Source organism: Acinetobacter sp. YH12043 (assembly GCF_013419915.1).
Lineage (GTDB): Bacteria > Pseudomonadota > Gammaproteobacteria > Pseudomonadales > Moraxellaceae > Acinetobacter.
The window spans coordinates 26190-46400 of record NZ_VOZD01000025.1 but is presented as its reverse complement, the minus strand read 5'-3'; the positions used below and the strand labels follow the sequence as shown (position 1 = coordinate 46400).

Below are 20211 nucleotides of genomic sequence, written 5' to 3'. Positions count from 1 at the left end.
CATCAATAAATGAGCACTTAAACGCTTGCCTTTTGTACAAAAAAGCGCTCTGATTAACGGACTTTTTTCAATTAGCTGATGGACATGTCTAATTTTCCCCTTACCCATCATTTTGACGTGATCATTGTGGGCAGTGGCGGTGCCGGTCTTAGTCTAGCACTTTCTTTGTCTGAACATTTTAATATTGCAGTTCTTGCCAAATCCACCCTGACCGATGCCAGTACCTATTATGCACAAGGTGGCGTTGCAGCAGTACTGGATGAGACAGACTCGATTGAACAGCATATTGATGACACCATGATTGCAGGTGTACATCTGTGTGAAATGGATGCGGTGAAGCAGACGGTTGAAGGTGGTAAGCCTTCGGTGGATTTTCTGCTGAAACACGGCGTCCAATTTACCCTGGATGAGCAGGAACAATTACATTTGACCCGTGAAGGCGGCCATTCACAGCGCCGAATCATTCACGCAGCTGATGCGACTGGGCGTGCCATTTCTACCACGTTAGTACAGCGCGCTCAGGAAAAAGAAAATATTACCATCTTTGAAAATTACATTGCGATTGATCTGATCTGCTCACAAAAACTGGGCTTAGATGGTGAAAATCGCGCCTTAGGTTTATATGCACTCAATGAAGAAAGTGCACAAGTCCATACTTTCTTAGCACCATTTACTGCCCTGGCTTGTGGCGGTGCGATGAAAGCCTATCTTTATACTTCCAATCCAGATATCGCGACCGGTGATGGGATTGCGATGGCTTATCGTGCCGGTTGCCGGGTTGCCAATATGGAATTCAACCAGTTCCATCCAACCTGTTTATATCATCCGCAAGCGCGTTCATTCCTGATCACCGAAGCTATGCGAGGTGAAGGCGCCTATTTACGCCTTCCTGATGGTGAGCGCTTTATGCTGCGCTTTGATGAGCGAGCAGAACTGGCACCACGTGATATTGTGGCGCGTGCAATTGACTATGAGATTAAACGTCTGGGCATTCGTCATGTCTGGTTGGACATTACCCATAAAGATGAAAGCTTCATCAAGGAACATTTCCCGACCCTGTATGCACGTCTGCTAGAGCTTGGCATCGACATCACCAAGGAAATGATTCCTGTGGTTCCTGCTGCGCATTATACCTGTGGCGGTGTAGTTGTAGATGAAAATAGCCAGACCGATATTGCCGGACTCTATGCCATTGGTGAAACGTCCTATACCGGCTTACATGGCGCTAACCGTATGGCCAGTAACTCACTTTTAGAATGTTTTGTATATGGCATGAGTGCTGCCAAACATATTCAGGAAAATTTCAAGGCGGATCAAGCTATCCCTGAAGTTCCGGAATGGGATGATTCTCAGGTGACCAATCCTGATGAAGATGTGGTTATTCTGCAAAACTGGGACGAGCTGCGTCAGACCATGTGGAACTATGTCGGTATTGTTCGCACCACTAAACGTCTAGAACGTGCCCTGCACCGAATTGAGATGTTGAAAAAAGAAATTACCGAGTATTATCAGGATTATCAGGTGAGCAAAAACTTGATCGAGCTGCGTAATCTGGTACTCGTTTCAGAGATGATCGTGCGTTGTGCCATGCAACGTAAAGAATCCCGTGGACTGCATTTCACCTTGGATTATCCAGAATTGCTGCCTGAGCTACGCAAAACCGTACTGATTCCACCAAGTTTTGAAGTAGAAACTCCTTTGGTGAATGCTTAAAGATATAAATAAGGCAGTTAATATTTTTAAATATCATCTGCCTTTTCTTTGGCTCTGATTTTTTTTAAGTTTTAGAATAATCAGGTTATTTAAATAAAGCATATGATTTGTATGAGTTAATCAGCATTTTAAGGAATGTATGGGTTCTTTACGTGGTGGAACCGAATAGGTTGCTGTCACATGGGCAACTGGCTCTTCCTGATCAATCGAATAAATCCAGACTTCTCCCACAATGAGCGCCTTCCCCACTTTCATCAATTTACTTTCTCCTCTCAGATCGACTCCGCCTGAAGGCTTACGCAAAAAATTGATATTCAAATTCGTGGTCACTGCCAGACCAATCAGTCCAATCTCACCGAGGATCGCAATATATAAAGCCAGATCGGCCAAGGTCATCATGGTGGGTCCAGACACTGTGCCGCCGGGGCGCAATTCCTGCTCACTCACGCGATACAGTACGGTTGCACCCTGAGGCACTACAGCTTCGATCTGGCACTTTTCCAGGCTCTGCGGAAATTCCTGCTGTAAAAACTGGATGATTTCTTCTCTTGTACTTTTCATCATGTTTTATCTTCCTGATTTATTCCAATATAGAAGATTCTTCCTTGAAATAACTAGAAAAAAGTATGCCAAAAATGTCTTTAGAATAAAATTATTTTAAATAAGACAGCGCCTGTTCAAACACCTGACCAGGTGTTTGAGTTGCATCCAGACATTTAATCCGCTCTGGATGACGCTGGCATAGTGTTGCATATCCGGCGCGAACTTTCTCAAAGAAAGTAACTTTCTCTTGCTCAAACCGATCCAGCGCACCTCGGGCACGTGCGCGATTCATACCCAGTTCAATCGGTGCATCCAGCCAGAACGTAATATCCGGCATACGTTCTACGAAATTTTGATTTAGCAGATTCAGCTTGTCTTCACTGAGTCCACGTCCTGCACATTGATAGGCAAAACTGGCATCACTAAAGCGATCACATAAGACAATTTTTCCAGCATTTAAAGCGGGTAAAATCACTTGTGCCAGATGCTGGGCACGTGCCGCATACATCAACAATAACTCTGTATCATGGCACATCGCTTCTTCGTGGTTTACGGCCAATAACAGCGAACGAATCTGTTCTGCCATTGGTGTGCCACCCGGCTCGCGGGTCAACACGACCTCTTTACCTTGAGCAATAAAATCATCATAGATACGACGAATGAGTGTGGTTTTCCCTACACCCTCAGTGCCTTCAAAGCTGATAAACATGCTCATTCCTTATTTTTTGAACGTAAAACAGAGAGATACTCTTGTACTGCTCTATTGTGGTCTTGCAGACTACTGCTGAATTTATGCCCACCATTACCCGTTGCAACAAAATAAATATTTTGTGAATTGTCCGGATGCATCGCTGCTTCAATGGCTTTCTTGCTTGGCAAGGCAATCGGTGTCGGTGGCAAGCCAGCCATGGTATAGGTGTTATAAGGTGTTGGATTGCGTAGATCCTGACGAGTGATATTACCTTTGTAATTCTCACCCATACCATAAATTACGGTTGGATCTGTCTGTAGGCGCATGCCGATTTTCAAACGGCGCACAAATACACCAGATACCTGTTGTAACTCGCTATCCAGACTGGTTTCTTTTTCAATGATCGATGCCATGATCAGCGCTTCATATTTATTCTGATATGGCAGATCTGAAGCACGTTTTTCCCAAGCCTGATCCAGAGACTTCATCTGGCGCTGATAAAGATCAGTCAGAATCTTGCGATCCGTTTCGCCTTTGGCAAAGAAATAGGTATCTGGAGCGAACAGACCTTCAGGATGATTAAATGGAATATTGAGTTCTTTGAGCAATTGATCGGTTGGCAAATTCACCACTTCTTTAGTCACCAGATCATCTTTCTTTAAGGCATCAATCAGCTGTTTAAAAGTCGTGCCTTCGATGACCAAGATCCGGTTCATCTGAGCATTTTCTGCATTGGAAATCATGTCCAGTACTGCACGGATGCTCATACCTTGAGGAATTTCATAGACACCCGCCTTCATGGTGTCATGAATCATGATGCGCTGATACAGTTTTAAAATAATCGGAAAGCTGACATGATTTTCTTTGGCCAGCCGATCAATAAATCCAGAATAGGTTTCACCGTTACTAATTGCCAGTAACTGTTTTTGACCTTCTACAGGATAATCTTTCCATAGGCTAGCTTTCAGGATCAACCCTAGAACCAGGAGTATCCCGATTAGAAATAGAACTATCCCTTTCATGAAACCAGGGCGTTTGGCATTATTTTTCTTTTTGGTTTTAGACTTGGAAGCTGACATATTAATAAGGCATCTGATTCAATCGAAGACGGTTAAAAAGTTCAATACAAGCATCTACATTTAAAGCACGCTGCTCAAATTGAGTGGCAATTTTCATCGGACTGAGCGCATTGCAGAAAAACAGGCTGTCGATATGAGGAATTTCATCCATTTCCACATCACGCTGCTGACAGATAATGCCCTGATCCTGCATACGTTGCAAAATTTCTGCACGCATTACACCGAAGACGCCATTATAACGAAGTTCTGGTGTAATCCATGTATTGTTTATACGAATGAAGCAATTACTGCTCACCCCTTCAACAATTGTACCCTGCACATCAGTTACCAGTGCTTCCGGCCAGCCATGCTGATCCGCTTCCTGTTTAAGCAAAACCTGTTCCAGACTGTTTAAGGTTTTCAGCCCCACCAGATTCGGCATACTGAGGCCAATGGCCTGTTGCAATACACCCGCCTGAATATGCTCATAACTGAAGTCCTGTACAGTTTTCGGATAATAGAACACCCAAAGATCTGCCGGATGGTCTGGCAGGCTATAACCACGCTGTCCTATACCACGACTCAGTACAATCTTTAAGGTTCCGTTCAATTCAGCTTCTGATTTCAGTAACGCTTGCAAACTTTTTTCAATCAGGTCCAGATTAGCCTGCAAACTTAATTTTTGCTGGCTCATTCTTAAACGGGCTAGATGACGGTCTGCTAACTCGATCCGGTTTCGACGGATGCGCGCGGTAGTAAAGCAGCCATCTCCATAATGAAAGGCACGATCCAGCACATCTATATCTTTGACGGGTTGAGCATTTTTTAAATACAGCATGCTTTTAAGGCCTCTCTGGTGACGGATAGAGCGATGAAATATAAGCTCTGCCTATATATCTGTTTTACTCACATAAAATTCGTTTTTAATTATTTTTTATGCAAAAAATCTCCAGCTATTCTTGCCCCATCCAACAAAACAAAGAAACATTTGAGGCAAATATGAACATCCGTAAATTAAAAATTGGGGTATTGGCAGCACTGATTTCGGCAACCGCTTTGAGCGTATCTGCAAAAGACTTCCTGAACGTGTCTTATGACCCAACTCGCGAATTGTACGATAACTTTAATAAAGAATTCAGTGCTTACTGGAAAAAATCTACTGGCCAAGATGTGAACTTTAAACAGTCACATGGCGGTTCAGGCAAACAGGCACGTGCTGTCATTGATGGTCTGAATGCGGACGTCGTGACTTTGGCTCTAGCTGCAGATATCGATGAGATTGCAGCACGCGGCCTGCTACCAAAAGACTGGCAGAAAAAATTCCCACAAAACTCGACACCTTATACCTCAACCATCGTTTTCCTGGTGAAAAAAGGTAATCCTAAAGGCATTAAAGACTGGGGCGATCTGGTGAAACCGGGCGTAGAAATCATTACACCAAACCCAAAAACTTCTGGTGGCGCGCGCTGGAACTATTTGGCAGCGTGGACTTGGGCGAAACACCAACTAGGTGGCAATGATGCAAAAGCACAAGACTTTGTTCGCCAGATCTACAAGCAAACTAAAGTACTCGACTCAGGTGCGCGTGGTTCAACAACGACTTTCGCTGAACGCGGGATCGGTGATGTATTGCTGGCTTGGGAAAATGAAGCGCATTTAGCCATTCGTGAACAGCCAGGCAAGTTTGAAATCATCACCCCTTCACTTTCAATCCTGGCTGAACCGCCAGTGGCGATTGTTGAGAAAAATGCCAAGAAAAATAATAGTGAAACATTGGCGAAAGCTTACCTGAACTTCCTGTACTCACCTGCAGGTCAGACTGTGGCAGCGAAAAACTTCTACCGTCCACGTAATACAACCGTGTTGAAGCAATACAGCAATATATTCAAGCCATTAAAATTGGTGACGATTGACAAAGAATTTGGCGGTTGGGATAGGGTACAGAAGAAACACTTTGCCAATGGTGGTGTCTTTGACCAGATTGTAAAAGCCAATAGTTCAAAATCTTGATAAGAAAGAATTCAAACAATGGCCTTATTGAATAAGGCCATTGTCATATCAGAGACTTACCAAACCACTTATCTTATATTTTCATATAAAATTCATTTTTAATTATTTTTTATGCATAAAGAATAGGTTTATTCTGCACTCATGTTACAAAACGTGTAAGAGTTTGAGGTTCACATGAGCATTTCAACAAAACTAAAACTAGGGGTTCTGGCGGCTGTTATTTCAGCAACTTCATTTTCTGCTGCAGCACGCGACTTTCTGAATGTCTCTTATGATCCGACGCGTGAACTCTATGAAGACGTCAACAAAGAATTTGGTAAATACTGGAAAAGCCGTACTGGCCAAAGCATCAACTTCAAACAGTCACATGGTGGTTCAGGTAAACAGGCACGTGCCGTGATTGATGGTTTGGATGCCGATGTCGTAACTTTGGCATTAGCTGCTGACATTGATGTACTGGTCGAAAAAGCCAAACTGTTACCTTCAGACTGGCAGAAAAAATTACCACAAAACTCGACACCATATACTTCTACCATCGTATTCCTGGTACGTAAAGGCAATCCAAAGGGTATCAAGGATTGGGGGGATCTGGTAAAACCAGGTGTAGCGATTATCACACCAAATCCTAAAACTTCAGGCGGTGCACGCTGGAACTATTTAGCAGCTTGGGCATATGCCAAACACTTACCGGGTGGTAACGACAAAACTGCACAAGAATTTGTTCGTAAAATCTATAAACAAACCAAAGTACTTGATTCAGGTGCGCGTGGTTCAACCACCACTTTTGCTGAACGCGGCATCGGTGACGTACTACTGGCTTGGGAAAATGAAGCACATTTAGCCCTTCGTGAACAACCGGGCAAGTTTGAAATTGTGACTCCTTCCCTATCAATTCTGGCTGAGCCACCCGTGGCGATTGTTGAAAAGAATGCCAATAAAAAAGGCAACAAATACCTGGCTCAAGGTTATCTGAACTTCTTGTATTCACCACTGGGTCAGGAAATCTCAGCACGTAACTTCTATCGCCCACGTAATGAAAAAGTGCTGGCGAAATACAGCCAAGTCTTTAAGCCATTAAAACTGGTGACTATTGATCAGGAGTTTGGTGGCTGGGATAAAGTACAGAAAGCCCACTTTGAAAATGGTGGTGTTTTTGACCAGATCGTTAAAGCTAACAACGCAAAAAATAATTTAAGCTAATTTCATACAGGAGCATCGACATGACTCATACGCTTATTGTTCCCGGTGTAGGTGGCAGTGAATACAATCACTGGCAAACCTGCCTGCAACACCGGCTGATGCGTTGCTCCCGTGTGCAGCAAAAAGACTGGAATCATCCGGTACTGCATGTATGGGTCGCTGAATTTATTAAAACCCTGCAAACCATTCCAGATGATGTACAAATTGTGGCACATAGCTTTGGCTGTTTGACCAGCGTGGCAGCACTGGCCCAGCATCCTGAACTGAATACTAAAGTCAAAAATCTGGTTCTGGTTGCACCTGCCAATCCTGCACGTTTTGGGGAAAATGGTTTTGCCCGTGATAGCCAGATGGATTACAGCGCCTATTTTCAGCAGCTCAAGATTCAGGCCCCAACGACTTTGCTGATCAGTGAAAATGATCCTTGGCTGAGTTTTGAAGATGCCCAGGTTCTGGCGAAAGCCTGGAAAATCAAACCGATTAATCTGGGAGCTGTAGGCCATGTCAATGTTGCTTCCGGTTTTGGTCCTTTCCCTGAAATTGAACAATATTTGATTTCAGAAAAGGCTATGCACCATATCAGCAAAGTTGATGAGAGCAAGTATTATTTTAAATTTGCATTTTAGTCCCTGCAAATTATGCTTGTGCCGATTCTATTTTCTAATTTTCGCTGGTTAACTTTAACCAGCATTCTCTCTTTTGAGGAGTAATCATGTCGCAGCGATCCCGAGTGCTGCCAGGATTTGGTCTTTCTCTAGGCTTTACCCTAGCGTATTTGTCATTAATCGTTCTGATCCCGCTGTCTGCCGTTTTTATTAAATCACTCGGCATTGGCTGGGAAGGCTTATGGGAAATCCTGAGCTCTGAACGTATCTTGAAATCATTACAGCTAAGCTTTAGTTCAGCCATTATCGCTGCTTTGATTAATGTAGTTTTTGGCCTGTTACTGGCATGGTGTCTGGTGCGTTATAGCTTTCCGGGCAAACGTATTGTCGATGCACTGGTCGATCTGCCTTTTGCCCTGCCAACCGCAGTTGCCGGTATTGCTCTGACTTCTTTATATGCACCGACTGGCTGGATTGGTCAATATCTGGATCCAATCGGCATCAAGGTAGCTTATACCCCGATCGGTATTACCCTAGCTTTGATCTTTATCGGTATTCCTTTTGTGGTCCGTACGGTACAGCCGGTTCTTTCTGATTTAGAAACTGAACTGGAAGAAGCAGCATCTGCACTCGGTGCGAACCGTTTTCAGATCGTCACTAAAGTCATTTTCCCAATTCTGCTGCCAGCACTGATCACAGGTTTTGCTTTGGCTTTTGCACGTGGTGTCGGTGAATATGGCTCAGTGATTTTCATTGCCGGTAACCAGCCCTTTGAAACTGAAATTGCACCCTTAATGATTATTTCCCGTCTGGAAGAATATGACTATGCAGGTGCGACCACAATTGCTGTAGTGATGCTGCTCATTTCGTTTGTGATGCTCTTTTTGACTAACTTATTGCAAGCTTGGGCGAGCCGTCGTACCGGGAGAACTGCACGATGAGTTTAAATACCAACAGCAATGCGCTGGCTGAAAAATTGCAATCCCGCGATGCGACTCGTGAGCCGACCTGGGTACGTTATACCCTGATTGCGATTGCACTGATCTTTTTTTTAAGCTGCCTGATTCTGCCTTTAGTTCTGGTCTTTGTTGAAGCGTTTAAACAAGGCGTTGGCGTATATACGCAAGCCCTTGTTCATCCAGATACTTTATCTGCGGTCAAACTGACCTTGCTAACGGCTGTGATCGCGGTACCGATGAATGTAGTATTCGGCGTAGCTGCAGCCTGGTCAGTGGCGAAGTTTAACTTCCCGGGTAAATCAATTTTGACCACCATTATCGATATGCCTTTCTCAGTATCACCTGTTATTGCAGGTTTGATGCTGGTACTGATTTTCGGTACTCAAGGCTGGATGGGTGGCTGGTTGATGGATAATGACATCAAGATCCTTTACGCCGTTCCTGCGATTGTTCTGGCAACGATCTTCATTACCGTACCTTTTGTAGCGCGTGAGCTGATCCCTTTAATGGAAGCGCAAGGTACTGAAGAAGAAGAAGCTGCGATTGTACTCGGTGCATCTGGCTGGCAAACCTTCTGGAAAGTGACCCTGCCAAATATCAAATGGGGCCTGATTTACGGCGTAATTCTGTGTAATGCCCGCGCCATGGGTGAGTTCGGTGCAGTATCAGTGGTTTCTGGCCATATCCGTGGTGAAACCAATACTTTGCCGCTACACGTCGAAATTCTATATAACGAATATACCTTTAGTGCTGCGTTTGCCGTGTCATCGCTCCTGGCTCTCCTCGCAATTGTGACTCTGGTTCTGAAAACCTGGGTTGAACTGCGCCAGGAAAAACAAGACAAACGTAATGATGATTCAACAGTTTCTTAAGGAATGCCCACATGAGTATTCAAGTTAAAAATATTGAAAAACACTTTGGTGCATTCCATGCACTGAAAAACATTTCACTGGATTTCCCGGATGGTCAGCTGGTTGCCCTGCTCGGCCCTTCAGGCTGCGGTAAAACAACCCTACTACGTATCATTGCGGGTCTGGAATCTGCTGACGGTGGTCAGGTGATTCTGGAAGGTCAGGATGCAACCAATGTTCACGTTCGTGAACGTGAAGTGGGTTTTGTATTCCAGCACTATGCCCTGTTCCGTCATATGACCGTATTCGATAACGTGGCTTTTGGTCTACGTGTCCGTCCACGTTCAACCCGTCCATCGGAAGCAGAAATCAAAAAGCGCGTGACTCGTTTGTTAGACCTGGTTCAATTGGGCTTCCTGGCAGACCGTTATCCGGCTCAATTGTCTGGTGGTCAGCGTCAGCGTATTGCACTAGCACGTGCCCTTGCAGTTGAACCGCGTGTACTGTTACTAGATGAACCGTTCGGTGCACTAGATGCCAAAGTCCGTAAAGAACTGCGCCGCTGGTTACGTACCCTGCATGATGAACTGCACATTACTTCAATTTTCGTCACTCACGACCAGGAAGAAGCCTTAGAAGTTGCTGATCAGATCGTAGTGATGAACAAAGGCAATGTGGAACAGATCGGTTCACCACGTGAAGTGTATGAAACACCAAAAACACCATTCGTGTTTGACTTCCTGGGACAAGCCAACCGCTTCGAAGGTCAGAACAATGGCGGCATCATTCAGCTAGGTGAAGACCGTATTCAGTTCGATGCCGCTAAACAGGCAGCTCAGGGTAATGTCATTGTCTTCGCTCGCCCGGATGAACTGCGTATTCATGCACAACCACAAGAGAATGCGATTCAGGCCACCTTTATTCGTGAACTCTGGATTGCAGGAAAAGTCGTTGCAGAATTGAATGACCGCCAAGGCAATCTGATTGAAATTTCACTGACACCAGAAGAAGCCCGCGCTCATCAATTCCGTCCGGATCAAACTGTTTGGTTGAGTGCATTAAATCTGCATTTATTTGAAAACCAGGTCGCGTAAGACTGCAAGATGGGGCTTTTAAATGCCCCATCCTCTTATAGGGTAAAGAATTATGAATTTCCAACAATTAAGAATTATTCGAGAAACTGTTAGACAGAATTTTAACTTAACTGAAGCTTCTGCCGCGCTTTACACTTCGCAGTCAGGTGTCAGTAAGCATATTAAAGACTTGGAAGATGAGCTTGGTGTACAGCTATTTATCCGTAAAGGTAAACGCTTATTAGGATTAACTGAACCAGGCCAGGCACTTCTTGGCATTGTAGAGCGTATGCTGGTTGATGCAGACAATATCAAACGTCTTGCAGATGACTTTAACAAGGTCGATGAAGGTACATTAACGATTGCAACGACGCATACCCAAGCACGTTATGTATTACCGCCAATCGTGAATCAGTTCAAAAAAGAATTTCCGAAAGTTCATCTGATTTTGCAACAAGCCAGTCCAATGGAAATTACCGAAATGCTTCTTCAGGGTGAAGCAGATATCGGGATTGCGACTGAAGCCTTAACGACTGAAGAAAATCTGGCGAGTGTGCCTTATTATAACTGGCAGCACAGTATTATTACGCCGCAAAATCACCCGTTGAATAGCAAAGAACAGGTCCGTATTGAAGACCTCGCTGGCTATCCGATTATTACTTATCACGGTGGTTTTACTGGCCGTTCTAAAATCGACTCAGCCTTTGAAGAAGCCGGTGTAGATGTGGATATTGTCATGTCAGCTCTGGATGCCGATGTTATTAAAACTTATGTCGAGCTCAACATGGGTGTCGGTATTGTCAATGATCTGGCTTATGATCCAGAACGTGACTATCGTTTGAAACAAATTAAAACTGATATTTTTGGTGTGAATACGACTTGGATTGCTGTGCGTAAAGGTCATTTACTACGTGGCTATGGCTATGAATTTATCTCACTTTGCTCACCAGATGCCGATATTAAAGCATTGAAAAAAGTGGCATATCCTGATGAATAATTAGTAACTATAAAATTTCATAAAGAGGCTGATATAAGCCTCTTTTTTTCTGTTTCTATCTACTCAATTTACATAAGCAAAAAGAGCTTTCTAATTTTTAAATCTTATTTTTACTTAATTGAAATTTATAAGGCTGTGAGCTTCTAAGCTTGTCTTGAGTATTACAAGAACAATAAAAAAAACGAGCCTAGGCTCGTTTTTTTTATTGTATGCAAGATTAGAAGCGGAAGCTTACACCCAGTTTTGCTACTGGAAGCCATTCGTATTTATTATCTTCACGAATTTCACGCTCTTCATTTCTTAAAGCTGTATCAAAATCTGGTACATCTGGATTAGCAGAGTCTAAAGCTTCAAAGTTACCTGTTGAAGTTAAACTCACACGTGGATTACCATTATAGTATGCACCGATTTCTCCAAATACACCCCAACGGTTAGTAATTGCTGGAGAGAAACCAATACCTACATATGGTGCGATATTATTCTTATAAGATAAGTCACCTGTTACTCGTCCAGTAGTACTTCCTACTGTTTTATATCGATTACCATCCACTGTAATAATACCATCTGCACCTGTACGACTTTCTAGACCATAGTCATTATCGATATAAGCCACACCTGCTGCCATATAGAACCAGTTCGCCCAAGGACGAATTTCAGCATTCAAATAAGTCAGGTTATTATCCATATCTAGATCATATTTTGTACCATTGATTGATAAATCATCTGACCATGAAATATCACCACCGTTATAACCTAGAGTAACACCTACATAAGGGTTAGCATTCCAAGAGATCGCGCCACCATAACCGGTAGTACCGACTTCAGCACGAACAGCTGCAGGTTTAAAGAAAGAGAATTCAGCTACGCCTTCATCTGTTACGATTGTTTCATCAGCAGCCATGACAGATCCAGCTGTGGCAGCTAGAACGGATACTGCTAAAAGTTGATATAAAGCTTTCATTATTTCTCTCCTCAAAAGAACTTTTTTTTCATCATTAGTTATTTGTGATGAGCTCAATATAAAGGAGCCAATGAATATTTTTTATTCGTGTTTTGCTGAGCTTTTGTTATTTTTTGATACATATTAATTTTTCTTGTTGAATGATAAGCCTTTTTTAAACAATGTTTGTACATATCTAAAATACGAAAAGGATACTAATCACTTTACTTGCGAATTTAATTCAGCACCCTTCCTAGTTTTCCATCTTTTTAGAGCAATATAGTGTAAAATATCGGAAATTTTTTTCTGGAAGGAAGATCATGTCTCAGCTTTCAACAATCATTGAACAAGCGTTTGAAGACCGTGCGAATTTCACAGCAGCAGACTGTCCTGCTGAAATCCGTCAAGCAGTTGAGGAAGTAATTGCTGGCCTGGACAATGGTACTTTACGTGTTGCTGAAAAAATCGAAGGTGAATGGGTTGTTCATCAATGGATTAAGAAAGCGGTATTGTTATCATTTAAATTAAACGATAACAAACCAATGGAAGCTTGTGATCTTCGCTTCTACGACAAAGTAGATACTAAATTCTCTGACTGGACTGACGAGCAGTTTAAAGCTGCTGGCGTACGTGTTGTTCCTCCGGCGGTAGCGCGTAAAGGTTCTTTCCAGGCGAAAAACGTGGTACTGATGCCTTCTTATGTGAACATCGGTGCTTATGTAGATGAAGGTACGATGGTTGATACTTGGGCAACTGTAGGTTCATGTGCTCAAATCGGTAAAAATGTTCACTTGTCTGGTGGTGTAGGAATCGGTGGTGTTCTTGAACCGCTTCAAGCTAACCCAACTATTATTGAAGACAACTGTTTCATCGGTGCACGTTCTGAAATCGTTGAAGGTGTAATCGTTGAAGAAGGTTCTGTCATTTCAATGGGCGTATTCATTGGTCAATCTACCAAGATTTATGACCGTGAAACTGGCGAAATCCATTATGGCCGCGTACCTGCTGGTTCTGTGGTGGTTTCAGGCAGCCTGCCATCTAAATGCGGTAAATACAGCTTATATGCAGCTGTAATCGTGAAAAAAGTAGATGCAAAAACTCGTGCTAAAACTAGCCTGAACGATCTGCTACGCGAAGACTAAGATGTCTTAACCTAGAGGACACATTTGTGTTCCTCGGAGCTTCAACCGCTCCTCGTCTCTACGGTCAGCAATGATCGTAGGGATTTTTATTTTTATACATTGTTATTTATTTTTCAGTGGTTAATGTTGTTATGAATACGCTTCGATCTTCCGCAATTCCAGTTTCTGATCCGTCTGCGGGCTTACGCATTACGGAGATCTTCTATTCATTACAAGGTGAAGCCAATACTGCAGGTTTACCGACCGTATTTATCCGCTTAACCGGATGTCCACTGCGCTGTACCTATTGTGATACTACGTATTCTTTTGAAGGCGGCGAGCGCAAATCTTTAGATGACATCATCCAGACCACGCTTGATTTTAAAACGCCTTATGTCTGTGTGACCGGTGGTGAACCATTAGCGCAACCGAATGCCCTGCCTTTGATGCAGCGACTTGCAGATTTAGGCTGTGAAGTCTCTTTAGAAACCAGTGGTGCATTAGATGTTTCTAAAGTGGATACACGTGTATCCAAAGTTCTAGATTTAAAAACACCAACTTCAGGTGAAGTTGCACGAAATTTGCTTACAAATCTGGATCATTTAACTCAGCATGACCAGATTAAGTTTGTGATCTGTAATCGTGAAGATTATGAATGGTCAAAACAGCAGGTAGAACAGTACCAGTTGAATGAAAAAGTCAGTACGGTCTGGTTCTCCCCTGCATTTGCAGTTGAAAAAGGAGCTGCGCGCTTGCCACAATTGGCACGTGATCTGGCTCAATGGATTTTAGAAGACCATCTCCCTGTTCGTTTCCAGCTGCAGCTGCACAAGTTGTTATGGAATGATGAAACTGGTCGTTAATTTTTGTAAATTTACTATATTGGAGTATTTGTTATGCGCCCTCGTGCCATTGTATTGTTATCTGGCGGATTAGATTCAACAACCTGTCTGGCTTGGGCGCAGGCACGCTATGAATGTATCGCACTGAGTTTTATGTATGGCCAACGTTCCACTACAGAACTTGATGCAGCTCGTGCGCTGGCTCAACGCTCGGGTGTAGAACATCGTGTCATCAATATTGATTTAGGTAACCTGGGCGGCTCAGCCCTTACTGATCATAGCATTGAGGTACCGGATCAGTTGCAGGAAGGTATTCCGGTAACCTATGTGCCTGCACGAAATACCATCTTCTTATCTTATGCTTTGGCCGCTGCAGAGGTGTTCGGTGCCGAGGCAATTGTGATCGGTATTAATGCGGTGGATTATTCAGGTTATCCAGACTGCCGCCCGGAATTTATCGAAGCTTTTGCCAACATGGCACGCCTTGCAACCAAGGTTGGTATCGAAGGTCAGGCCCTGAAATTTGAAACACCTTTGTTACATTTATCCAAAGCAAATATCATTCGCTTAGGCCTAGAACATGGCGTAGACTACAGTCAAACGGTATCTTGCTACCAAGCAGATGACCAAGGACGTGCGTGTGGAACATGTGACAGTTGTCGTTTACGCAAGCAAGGTTTTGCTGATGCAGGTGTTGAAGACCCGACACGTTATTACCTTTAAAATCGATCAAGGTTATAAATCCATATTATGAATATTAAAGCCAAATTACTTGCGACTAGCCTACTCTCTTTGTCTGCCCTATTTTCAACTGCATCTTTTGCAAATAATGATCAAGCTAAGGCAAAAGCAGAATTTGAGGCGATGAAAAAAGAATATACAACTGCCATGAAAAATGCTGGAAGCAGTTCAAATGTGCGTGACGGTTTAATTAAAGCCTGTGCTATTCCATACAAACAGGCAGTGAAGTACAAAAAACTGACTCAGTCTGATGTGAATAAGCTTTGTACATGTGAAGTAGATGCGGAAGGTAAATTGACTCAAGCCCAAAAATGGCAGATTCAAAGCACCATTAACCAGAAGAAAAATCCTGCAACTTTAGACTTTGTTAAAAAACAAAGCCAGAACGTGCAGTCTTGTGTAGGCCCACAGCTCGCAGGTAAATTAAACTCACTTGCTGCAGAAGCCAATAAAGCCGCTCAAAAGAAATAATCCTGACGGATGTTTTTCTAGGATAAGCCACTATAATGTGGCTTATTTTTTTGAAAAAATTTAGAAAAATTGGAGAGATCATGTCTGAGATCAGCTTACTTGAGCACACTTTTCCGACCACTACAGGTGAAATTAATCTGGCCCAACTGGATGCAGAATGGTTAATTATCTATTTTTATCCTAAAGATTCGACACCTGGATGTACCACTCAGGCAGTCGGTTTTTCTTGTTTAAAAGATCAGTTTGATGCGCTCAATACGACTATTCTGGGCGTATCACGTGATTCGGTTAAAGCGCATCAGAACTTCACTGAAAAACAGAATCTGACCATCAATCTGATCAGTGATAAAGAAGAAGTGTTATGTAAACATTTTGATGTCATTAAAGAAAAGAATATATATGGCAAGAAAGTAATGGGCATTGAGCGCTCTACCTTCATTTTCCATAATGGCAAGCTGGTCAAAGAATACCGCAAGGTAAAAGCTGCTGGCCATGCTGAACAGGTTTTAGAAGATTTGAAAGCTTTACAGGCTGCTTAAGGTCTTTCATAAAATCAAAAAAGGCATGATCAGAAATATCATGCCTTTTTCTTTAGAGTTGCTGCAAAGAATAATTTAGTTCACTAAAGAAACCGCAATCGACCACATTACACAGCCAATGAGTACATCCAGTATTTTCCAGGCTTTTGGACGCTGAAAAATAGGTTGCAGATAACGTGCTGCATAGCCCAGTCCAAAAAAGAATACAAAGGACGCACTAATCGCTCCCAAGGCAAATTGTATCTGCGCATTGGAATATTGGGTGGAGATGGAACCAATCAAGACCAGTGCATCCAGATAGACATGCGGATTAAGCCAGGTCAGCATCAAACAAATCAGCAAAACTTTATATAAAGAAGGCACATCCTTTTGATCTGTGTCCAGACGCTGCTCATTCTTCCAGGCCTGATAAAAATGTTGAGCGCCATAGATCGCCAGAAAAGTCGCACCCAGATATTTTGCCATGTTGATCCAGTGTGGATTAACCAGCATTAATTGTGAAAATCCCAAAACACCGGCAAAAATTAAAATCGCATCAGATAAGGCACAACACATACAGATCGCAAAGACATACTGCTGTTTCAAGCCCTGTTTTAATACAAAAGCATTTTGTGCACCAATGGCAATAATCAGGCTAAAGCCTACCGCCAGACCTTGTATATATGCATTTAACATTGGAATATCATGGAATTATAAAGATGGAGATCATTATCTATGTTATTCTTTTCAATTAAATATAATTAAGAAAATATCATTCAGACTAAATTTTATTTAGGTAAGCTATGCCACTTAATTCTAAAAACTGTGATGCTTTTCTGGCTGTTGCAGAAACCCAAAGTTTTGATGCTGCCGCAAAAGTATTAAATATTACGGCTTCGGCAGTTACTTTAAGAGTGCAAAATCTGGAAAGAGATTTGGGGCAAGTTCTGGTGCTACGTGAGCGTCCTTGTAAAGTGACCAATGCTGGTCAAACCTTACTGAATTATTTGCAGCATCAACGCCTGTTACAGCAGCAATTGATCCAGCAATTAAATGGTCAAAATAAAGCAGAATTTAGCTCGATTCATATTGCGGTAAATGCGGATTCTCTTGCGACCTGGTTATTTCCCTGTCTGAACACCACCCTGCTTGCAGAGAAAATCACATTGAATCTTCAGGTCGCTGTTCAAAGTGAAACTTATAAGCTTCTAGAGCAGGGTCAAGTCAATGCCTGTATTAGCAGTGAGAGTGAAGCCATGCCGGGTTGTAAGGCTCATTTTATTGGCCAGATGCATTACAGAATGGTCGCAACACCTGCTTTTGTGCATTCTTGGTTTAGACAAGGCATTCACCGGGAATCACTACGTAAGGCACCTGCTGTGATTTACAATGATCAGGATCATCTACACAGCCATCTACTGTTAGCTCAATTTGGCTTAAACCAGCAATGTTTTCCTTTTCACTATATCCCCTCCTCGACCGCCTTTGCGGATGCCATTTTTTCAGGATTGGGATACGGTTTGGTGCCGGACTATCAAATTGCGGACCGGATTCAAAATGGGACATTGATCGAAATACTGCCTGAATGCTGTTGTGATGTACCTTTATATTGGCATCACTGGAAACAGCAGTCTCCCGCTTTAAAACAGTTAACCAAAGTCATTCTGGAACAGGCAGAACAGTGCATGAATAGTCCAAGTCAATAAATAGTTCTATTATATCCTGCCGAATTCACAGAAATTGAATATCACATTATTGGGTTTTCCACTGCCCCATTAAATGAATATTAACCTTTTCACCTACGCCTGCAGTGGCCTTCTTCATCCCAAAATCTGAGCGATTAATTACCGTGGTGGATTTCACATCGAGTAGATTAGGATTACCCTTGTTCGGTGTCAGCGTGGTATCGAATACCACTGGTCGAGTAACCCCTCTTAGAGTGAGTTGACCCATGACCTGATAGCGATTCGTACCATTTGGCTTAAACTGGGTACTTTTGAAATTGACCGTTTTATAGCGCGATGCATGAAACAGGTCCTCACCCATAATCATATTTTTAAGGCTAGGTTTAGAAACTTCCAGGCTATCCACCTGCATAGTGAACTCAGTAGATGACTGTTGTGGCTGATCAGGATCAAACTGCATGGTTGCCTTGAACTCTTGAAAATTTCCCTTTACCACATTCAAACCCAAGGAGTTAATGCTAAAGCCGACACTACTTTGAGGCGTCAATGTCCAGCTTTTAGCATACGCAGCCGATATACACATAGCAGATAGAGCACCCGCATAAGCTATATTTTTCAGGAATAGATTCATTGTGTTCATCCTTAACAATCAAATGAACTCACTACCTTAAAACGGTTTTAGCCCAGATTTGTTTTATCATTTAGTTCAAACTTGTTGACCAATTGTTGAAAAATCTCATTATTTTTAAATTTATGTAAAAACTCACTAGTGCCTAAAGGAAAAGCTGATTCCACTACTTCACCGCGATAATACGCTTCACGTAAAGGAGTCGCTGAAATTGCACCGACCAAGCTATCGAGTTCCACCATTTCCCACTCCGGGAACAAACTTAAATAATAAGAAGATTCATCTTTAAAGTGTCCAATCAGACCAACTTTTGCTTCTGGTTCAACTACTTCAGACACCAGCGATTTCACCAGTTTTTGCCATTTTTCATCATTATAGACATCAATGACATGGACAAATTTAATACGCTTCTGATCTGCTTCAGAAAAGTTCGACAGGATCATTTCTTCACGTTCAGTGGCCAGAAATGGATTTTTAATATTGCGTTCTTGCTGTGCCGAGCCTAATGCCAGAATCACCTGTTGGCTCTGCTGCAAGGCAATTTTAATCGTTTGCATATGGGCCAGATGGAAAGGTTGAAAACGACCAATAAACACCAGGTAATCAAATTTATACTTCATAGCACATCTTACTTTTATGAACGCATCAGTTATGCCGCAGGGAATTTTTTGCGACATAATAAGCGCCAATAAATTCATATTAATAAAGCAAGGATAGTACGATGACACTGAGCTGTATTCAACAACCGCATCAGCATTTAAATGCGAATTTAGACAATGGCGTACTGACCTTAGCCATTCACCGCCCTGAGGCAAAAAATGCGCTTTACGGCGAACTATATCTATGGATCGCACAGGCACTGGATGAAGCAGACCAGGATAGTAGTGTGCGTGTCGTGATTCTACGTGGTCAAGACGCAGACTTTAGTGCCGGCAATGACATGCAGGACTTCATGAAGTTTATTCAGACGCCTCTGCAAGCTAAGGCTGGCGATACTCCTCCTTTTGTGCTGTTGAAGTCCGCTGCAAAATTTTCCAAGCCTTTAATTGCTGCCGTTCGTGGCGTTGCGATTGGGATCGGGGTAACGATTCTGCTGCATGCTGATCTGGTTTATAGTGACAATACTGCCCTGTTCCAGATTCCATTTGTTAGCCTTGGCCTGTCGCCTGAAGGCGCTTCAAGCAAGCTGTTAGTACAACAAGCTGGCTATCATAAAGCGGCTGAGTTACTGCTTACTGCACAACGGTTTAATAGTGAAAAAGCATTGGGTGCAGGTCTGGTAAATAGCATTGAGGAAAACGTCTATGCTGCTGCTGAAAAACAGGCAAAAACTCTTGCCGCTTTACCGCTGGCTTCTATTAAACAAACCAAAGCACTGATGAAGCATAATCTGGCTGAAATTATCGAGTGTATTGATGATGAAGCTGAGATATTTATGAAGCGTGTCGGTTCACCTGAAATGACGGAAGCCGTTCAGGCGTTTATGCAAAAACGGAAACCTGATTTCACACAATTCAACTAATTCTGAAACTTATCTTTTAATTGAGGCAGTTTAGACTGCCTCA

At 42.7% G+C, this 20211-nt stretch carries 23 protein-coding genes; 15 read left to right on the top strand and 8 right to left on the bottom strand.

Annotated features, from left to right (window positions below; genetic code table 11):
* The first annotated feature begins 84 nt into the window (after positions 1–84).
* On the top strand, positions 85–1713 hold the full coding sequence (nadB, locus tag FTU01_RS12290) for an L-aspartate oxidase (RefSeq protein ID WP_180139344.1): 1629 nt from the start codon (positions 85–87) through the stop codon (positions 1711–1713).
* A 120-nt stretch (positions 1714–1833) separates the two neighbouring features.
* Here nadB and FTU01_RS12285 read toward each other — a convergent pair whose 3' ends face one another.
* From FTU01_RS12285 to pabC, 4 genes are all read right to left on the bottom strand, one after another.
* On the bottom strand, positions 1834–2274 hold the full coding sequence (locus FTU01_RS12285) for a PaaI family thioesterase (protein WP_180139354.1): 441 nt from the start codon (positions 2272–2274) through the stop codon (positions 1834–1836).
* 91 nt (positions 2275–2365) lie between these two features.
* Complete coding sequence (gene tmk / locus FTU01_RS12280; RefSeq protein ID WP_180139343.1) at positions 2366–2965, bottom strand: dTMP kinase; 600 nt, start codon at positions 2963–2965, stop codon at positions 2366–2368.
* 2 nt (positions 2966–2967) lie between these two features.
* Positions 2968–4026 (bottom strand): endolytic transglycosylase MltG, encoded by a 1059-nt coding sequence (mltG, locus tag FTU01_RS12275; RefSeq protein ID WP_180139341.1) that lies wholly within the window; start codon positions 4024–4026, stop codon positions 2968–2970.
* 1 nt (position 4027) lies between these two features.
* Positions 4028–4843, bottom strand: a complete 816-nt coding sequence (gene pabC / locus FTU01_RS12270) for an aminodeoxychorismate lyase (RefSeq protein ID WP_180139339.1) — start codon at positions 4841–4843, stop codon at positions 4028–4030.
* A 161-nt stretch (positions 4844–5004) separates the two neighbouring features.
* On the opposite strand from pabC, the gene FTU01_RS12265 reads away from it, so the two are divergent.
* From FTU01_RS12265 to FTU01_RS12235, 7 genes are all read left to right on the top strand, one after another.
* Complete coding sequence (locus tag FTU01_RS12265; RefSeq protein ID WP_180139336.1) at positions 5005–6015, top strand: sulfate ABC transporter substrate-binding protein; 1011 nt, start codon at positions 5005–5007, stop codon at positions 6013–6015.
* 174 nt (positions 6016–6189) lie between these two features.
* Positions 6190–7215 carry a sulfate ABC transporter substrate-binding protein gene (locus FTU01_RS12260; protein WP_180139334.1) on the top strand — a complete coding sequence of 342 codons (1026 nt, stop codon included), beginning with the start codon at positions 6190–6192 and terminating at the stop codon, positions 7213–7215.
* A 20-nt stretch (positions 7216–7235) separates the two neighbouring features.
* Positions 7236–7841, top strand: coding sequence for an alpha/beta hydrolase (locus FTU01_RS12255; RefSeq protein ID WP_180139333.1), 606 nt, complete (start codon positions 7236–7238; stop codon positions 7839–7841).
* 86 nt (positions 7842–7927) lie between these two features.
* Positions 7928–8761: a sulfate ABC transporter permease subunit CysT gene (gene cysT / locus FTU01_RS12250; RefSeq protein WP_180139331.1), complete on the top strand. Its 834-nt coding sequence runs from the start codon at positions 7928–7930 to the stop codon at positions 8759–8761.
* Positions 8758–9651 (top strand): sulfate ABC transporter permease subunit CysW, encoded by an 894-nt coding sequence (gene cysW / locus FTU01_RS12245; RefSeq protein WP_034171212.1) that lies wholly within the window; start codon positions 8758–8760, stop codon positions 9649–9651. Before cysT ends, cysW begins: the two co-directional genes overlap by 4 nt.
* An 11-nt stretch (positions 9652–9662) precedes the next feature.
* Entirely contained in the window at positions 9663–10724 is a 1062-nt protein-coding gene (locus FTU01_RS12240; protein ID WP_125279340.1) for a sulfate/molybdate ABC transporter ATP-binding protein, read from the top strand.
* 52 nt (positions 10725–10776) lie between these two features.
* Entirely contained in the window at positions 10777–11700 is a 924-nt protein-coding gene (locus FTU01_RS12235; RefSeq protein WP_004784546.1) for a CysB family HTH-type transcriptional regulator, read from the top strand.
* Positions 11701–11917: 217 nt separating this feature from the next.
* On the opposite strand, the gene carO is transcribed toward FTU01_RS12235, so the two are convergent.
* Positions 11918–12661 (bottom strand): ornithine uptake porin CarO, encoded by a 744-nt coding sequence (gene carO / locus FTU01_RS12230; protein WP_180139329.1) that lies wholly within the window; start codon positions 12659–12661, stop codon positions 11918–11920.
* A 299-nt stretch (positions 12662–12960) separates the two neighbouring features.
* On the opposite strand from carO, the gene dapD reads away from it, so the two are divergent.
* The 5 genes from dapD to FTU01_RS12205 all read left to right on the top strand — a co-directional run bounded on the left by dapD (position 12961) and on the right by FTU01_RS12205 (position 16354).
* Positions 12961–13782, top strand: a complete 822-nt coding sequence (gene dapD / locus FTU01_RS12225; RefSeq protein ID WP_004784553.1) for a 2,3,4,5-tetrahydropyridine-2,6-dicarboxylate N-succinyltransferase — start codon at positions 12961–12963, stop codon at positions 13780–13782.
* A gap of 131 nt (positions 13783–13913) precedes the next feature.
* Positions 13914–14624, top strand: coding sequence for a 7-carboxy-7-deazaguanine synthase QueE (gene queE / locus FTU01_RS12220; RefSeq protein WP_034171208.1), 711 nt, complete (start codon positions 13914–13916; stop codon positions 14622–14624).
* A 33-nt stretch (positions 14625–14657) separates the two neighbouring features.
* The gene (gene queC / locus FTU01_RS12215) at positions 14658–15326 is read left to right on the top strand and encodes a 7-cyano-7-deazaguanine synthase QueC (RefSeq protein WP_180139328.1); all 669 of its coding nucleotides are present in this window, start codon (positions 14658–14660) and stop codon (positions 15324–15326) included.
* Positions 15327–15353: 27 nt separating this feature from the next.
* A complete protein-coding gene (locus FTU01_RS12210; protein WP_034171206.1) occupies positions 15354–15815 on the top strand; it encodes a hypothetical protein in 462 nt (153 codons plus the stop codon).
* An 80-nt stretch (positions 15816–15895) separates the two neighbouring features.
* Positions 15896–16354: a peroxiredoxin gene (locus tag FTU01_RS12205; RefSeq protein ID WP_180139326.1), complete on the top strand. Its 459-nt coding sequence runs from the start codon at positions 15896–15898 to the stop codon at positions 16352–16354.
* 75 nt (positions 16355–16429) lie between these two features.
* Here the strand turns inward: FTU01_RS12205 and FTU01_RS12200 are convergent, their stop codons facing one another.
* Positions 16430–17029: a LysE/ArgO family amino acid transporter gene (locus tag FTU01_RS12200; protein ID WP_166138351.1), complete on the bottom strand. Its 600-nt coding sequence runs from the start codon at positions 17027–17029 to the stop codon at positions 16430–16432.
* A gap of 107 nt (positions 17030–17136) precedes the next feature.
* On the opposite strand from FTU01_RS12200, the gene FTU01_RS12195 reads away from it, so the two are divergent.
* On the top strand, positions 17137–18039 hold the full coding sequence (locus FTU01_RS12195; protein ID WP_180139323.1) for a LysR family transcriptional regulator ArgP: 903 nt from the start codon (positions 17137–17139) through the stop codon (positions 18037–18039).
* Between the two features lie 46 nt (positions 18040–18085).
* On the opposite strand, the gene FTU01_RS12190 is transcribed toward FTU01_RS12195, so the two are convergent.
* Both FTU01_RS12190 and FTU01_RS12185 read right to left on the bottom strand, forming a co-directional pair.
* Positions 18086–18649 carry a YceI family protein gene (locus FTU01_RS12190; protein ID WP_180139320.1) on the bottom strand — a complete coding sequence of 188 codons (564 nt, stop codon included), beginning with the start codon at positions 18647–18649 and terminating at the stop codon, positions 18086–18088.
* A gap of 47 nt (positions 18650–18696) precedes the next feature.
* On the bottom strand, positions 18697–19266 hold the full coding sequence (locus FTU01_RS12185) for a nicotinate-nicotinamide nucleotide adenylyltransferase (RefSeq protein ID WP_180139317.1): 570 nt from the start codon (positions 19264–19266) through the stop codon (positions 18697–18699).
* 101 nt (positions 19267–19367) lie between these two features.
* Between FTU01_RS12185 and FTU01_RS12180 the strand changes: the two genes are divergently transcribed.
* The gene (locus FTU01_RS12180; RefSeq protein ID WP_180139314.1) at positions 19368–20168 is read left to right on the top strand and encodes an enoyl-CoA hydratase; all 801 of its coding nucleotides are present in this window, start codon (positions 19368–19370) and stop codon (positions 20166–20168) included.
* Positions 20169–20211: the final 43 nt, after the last annotated feature.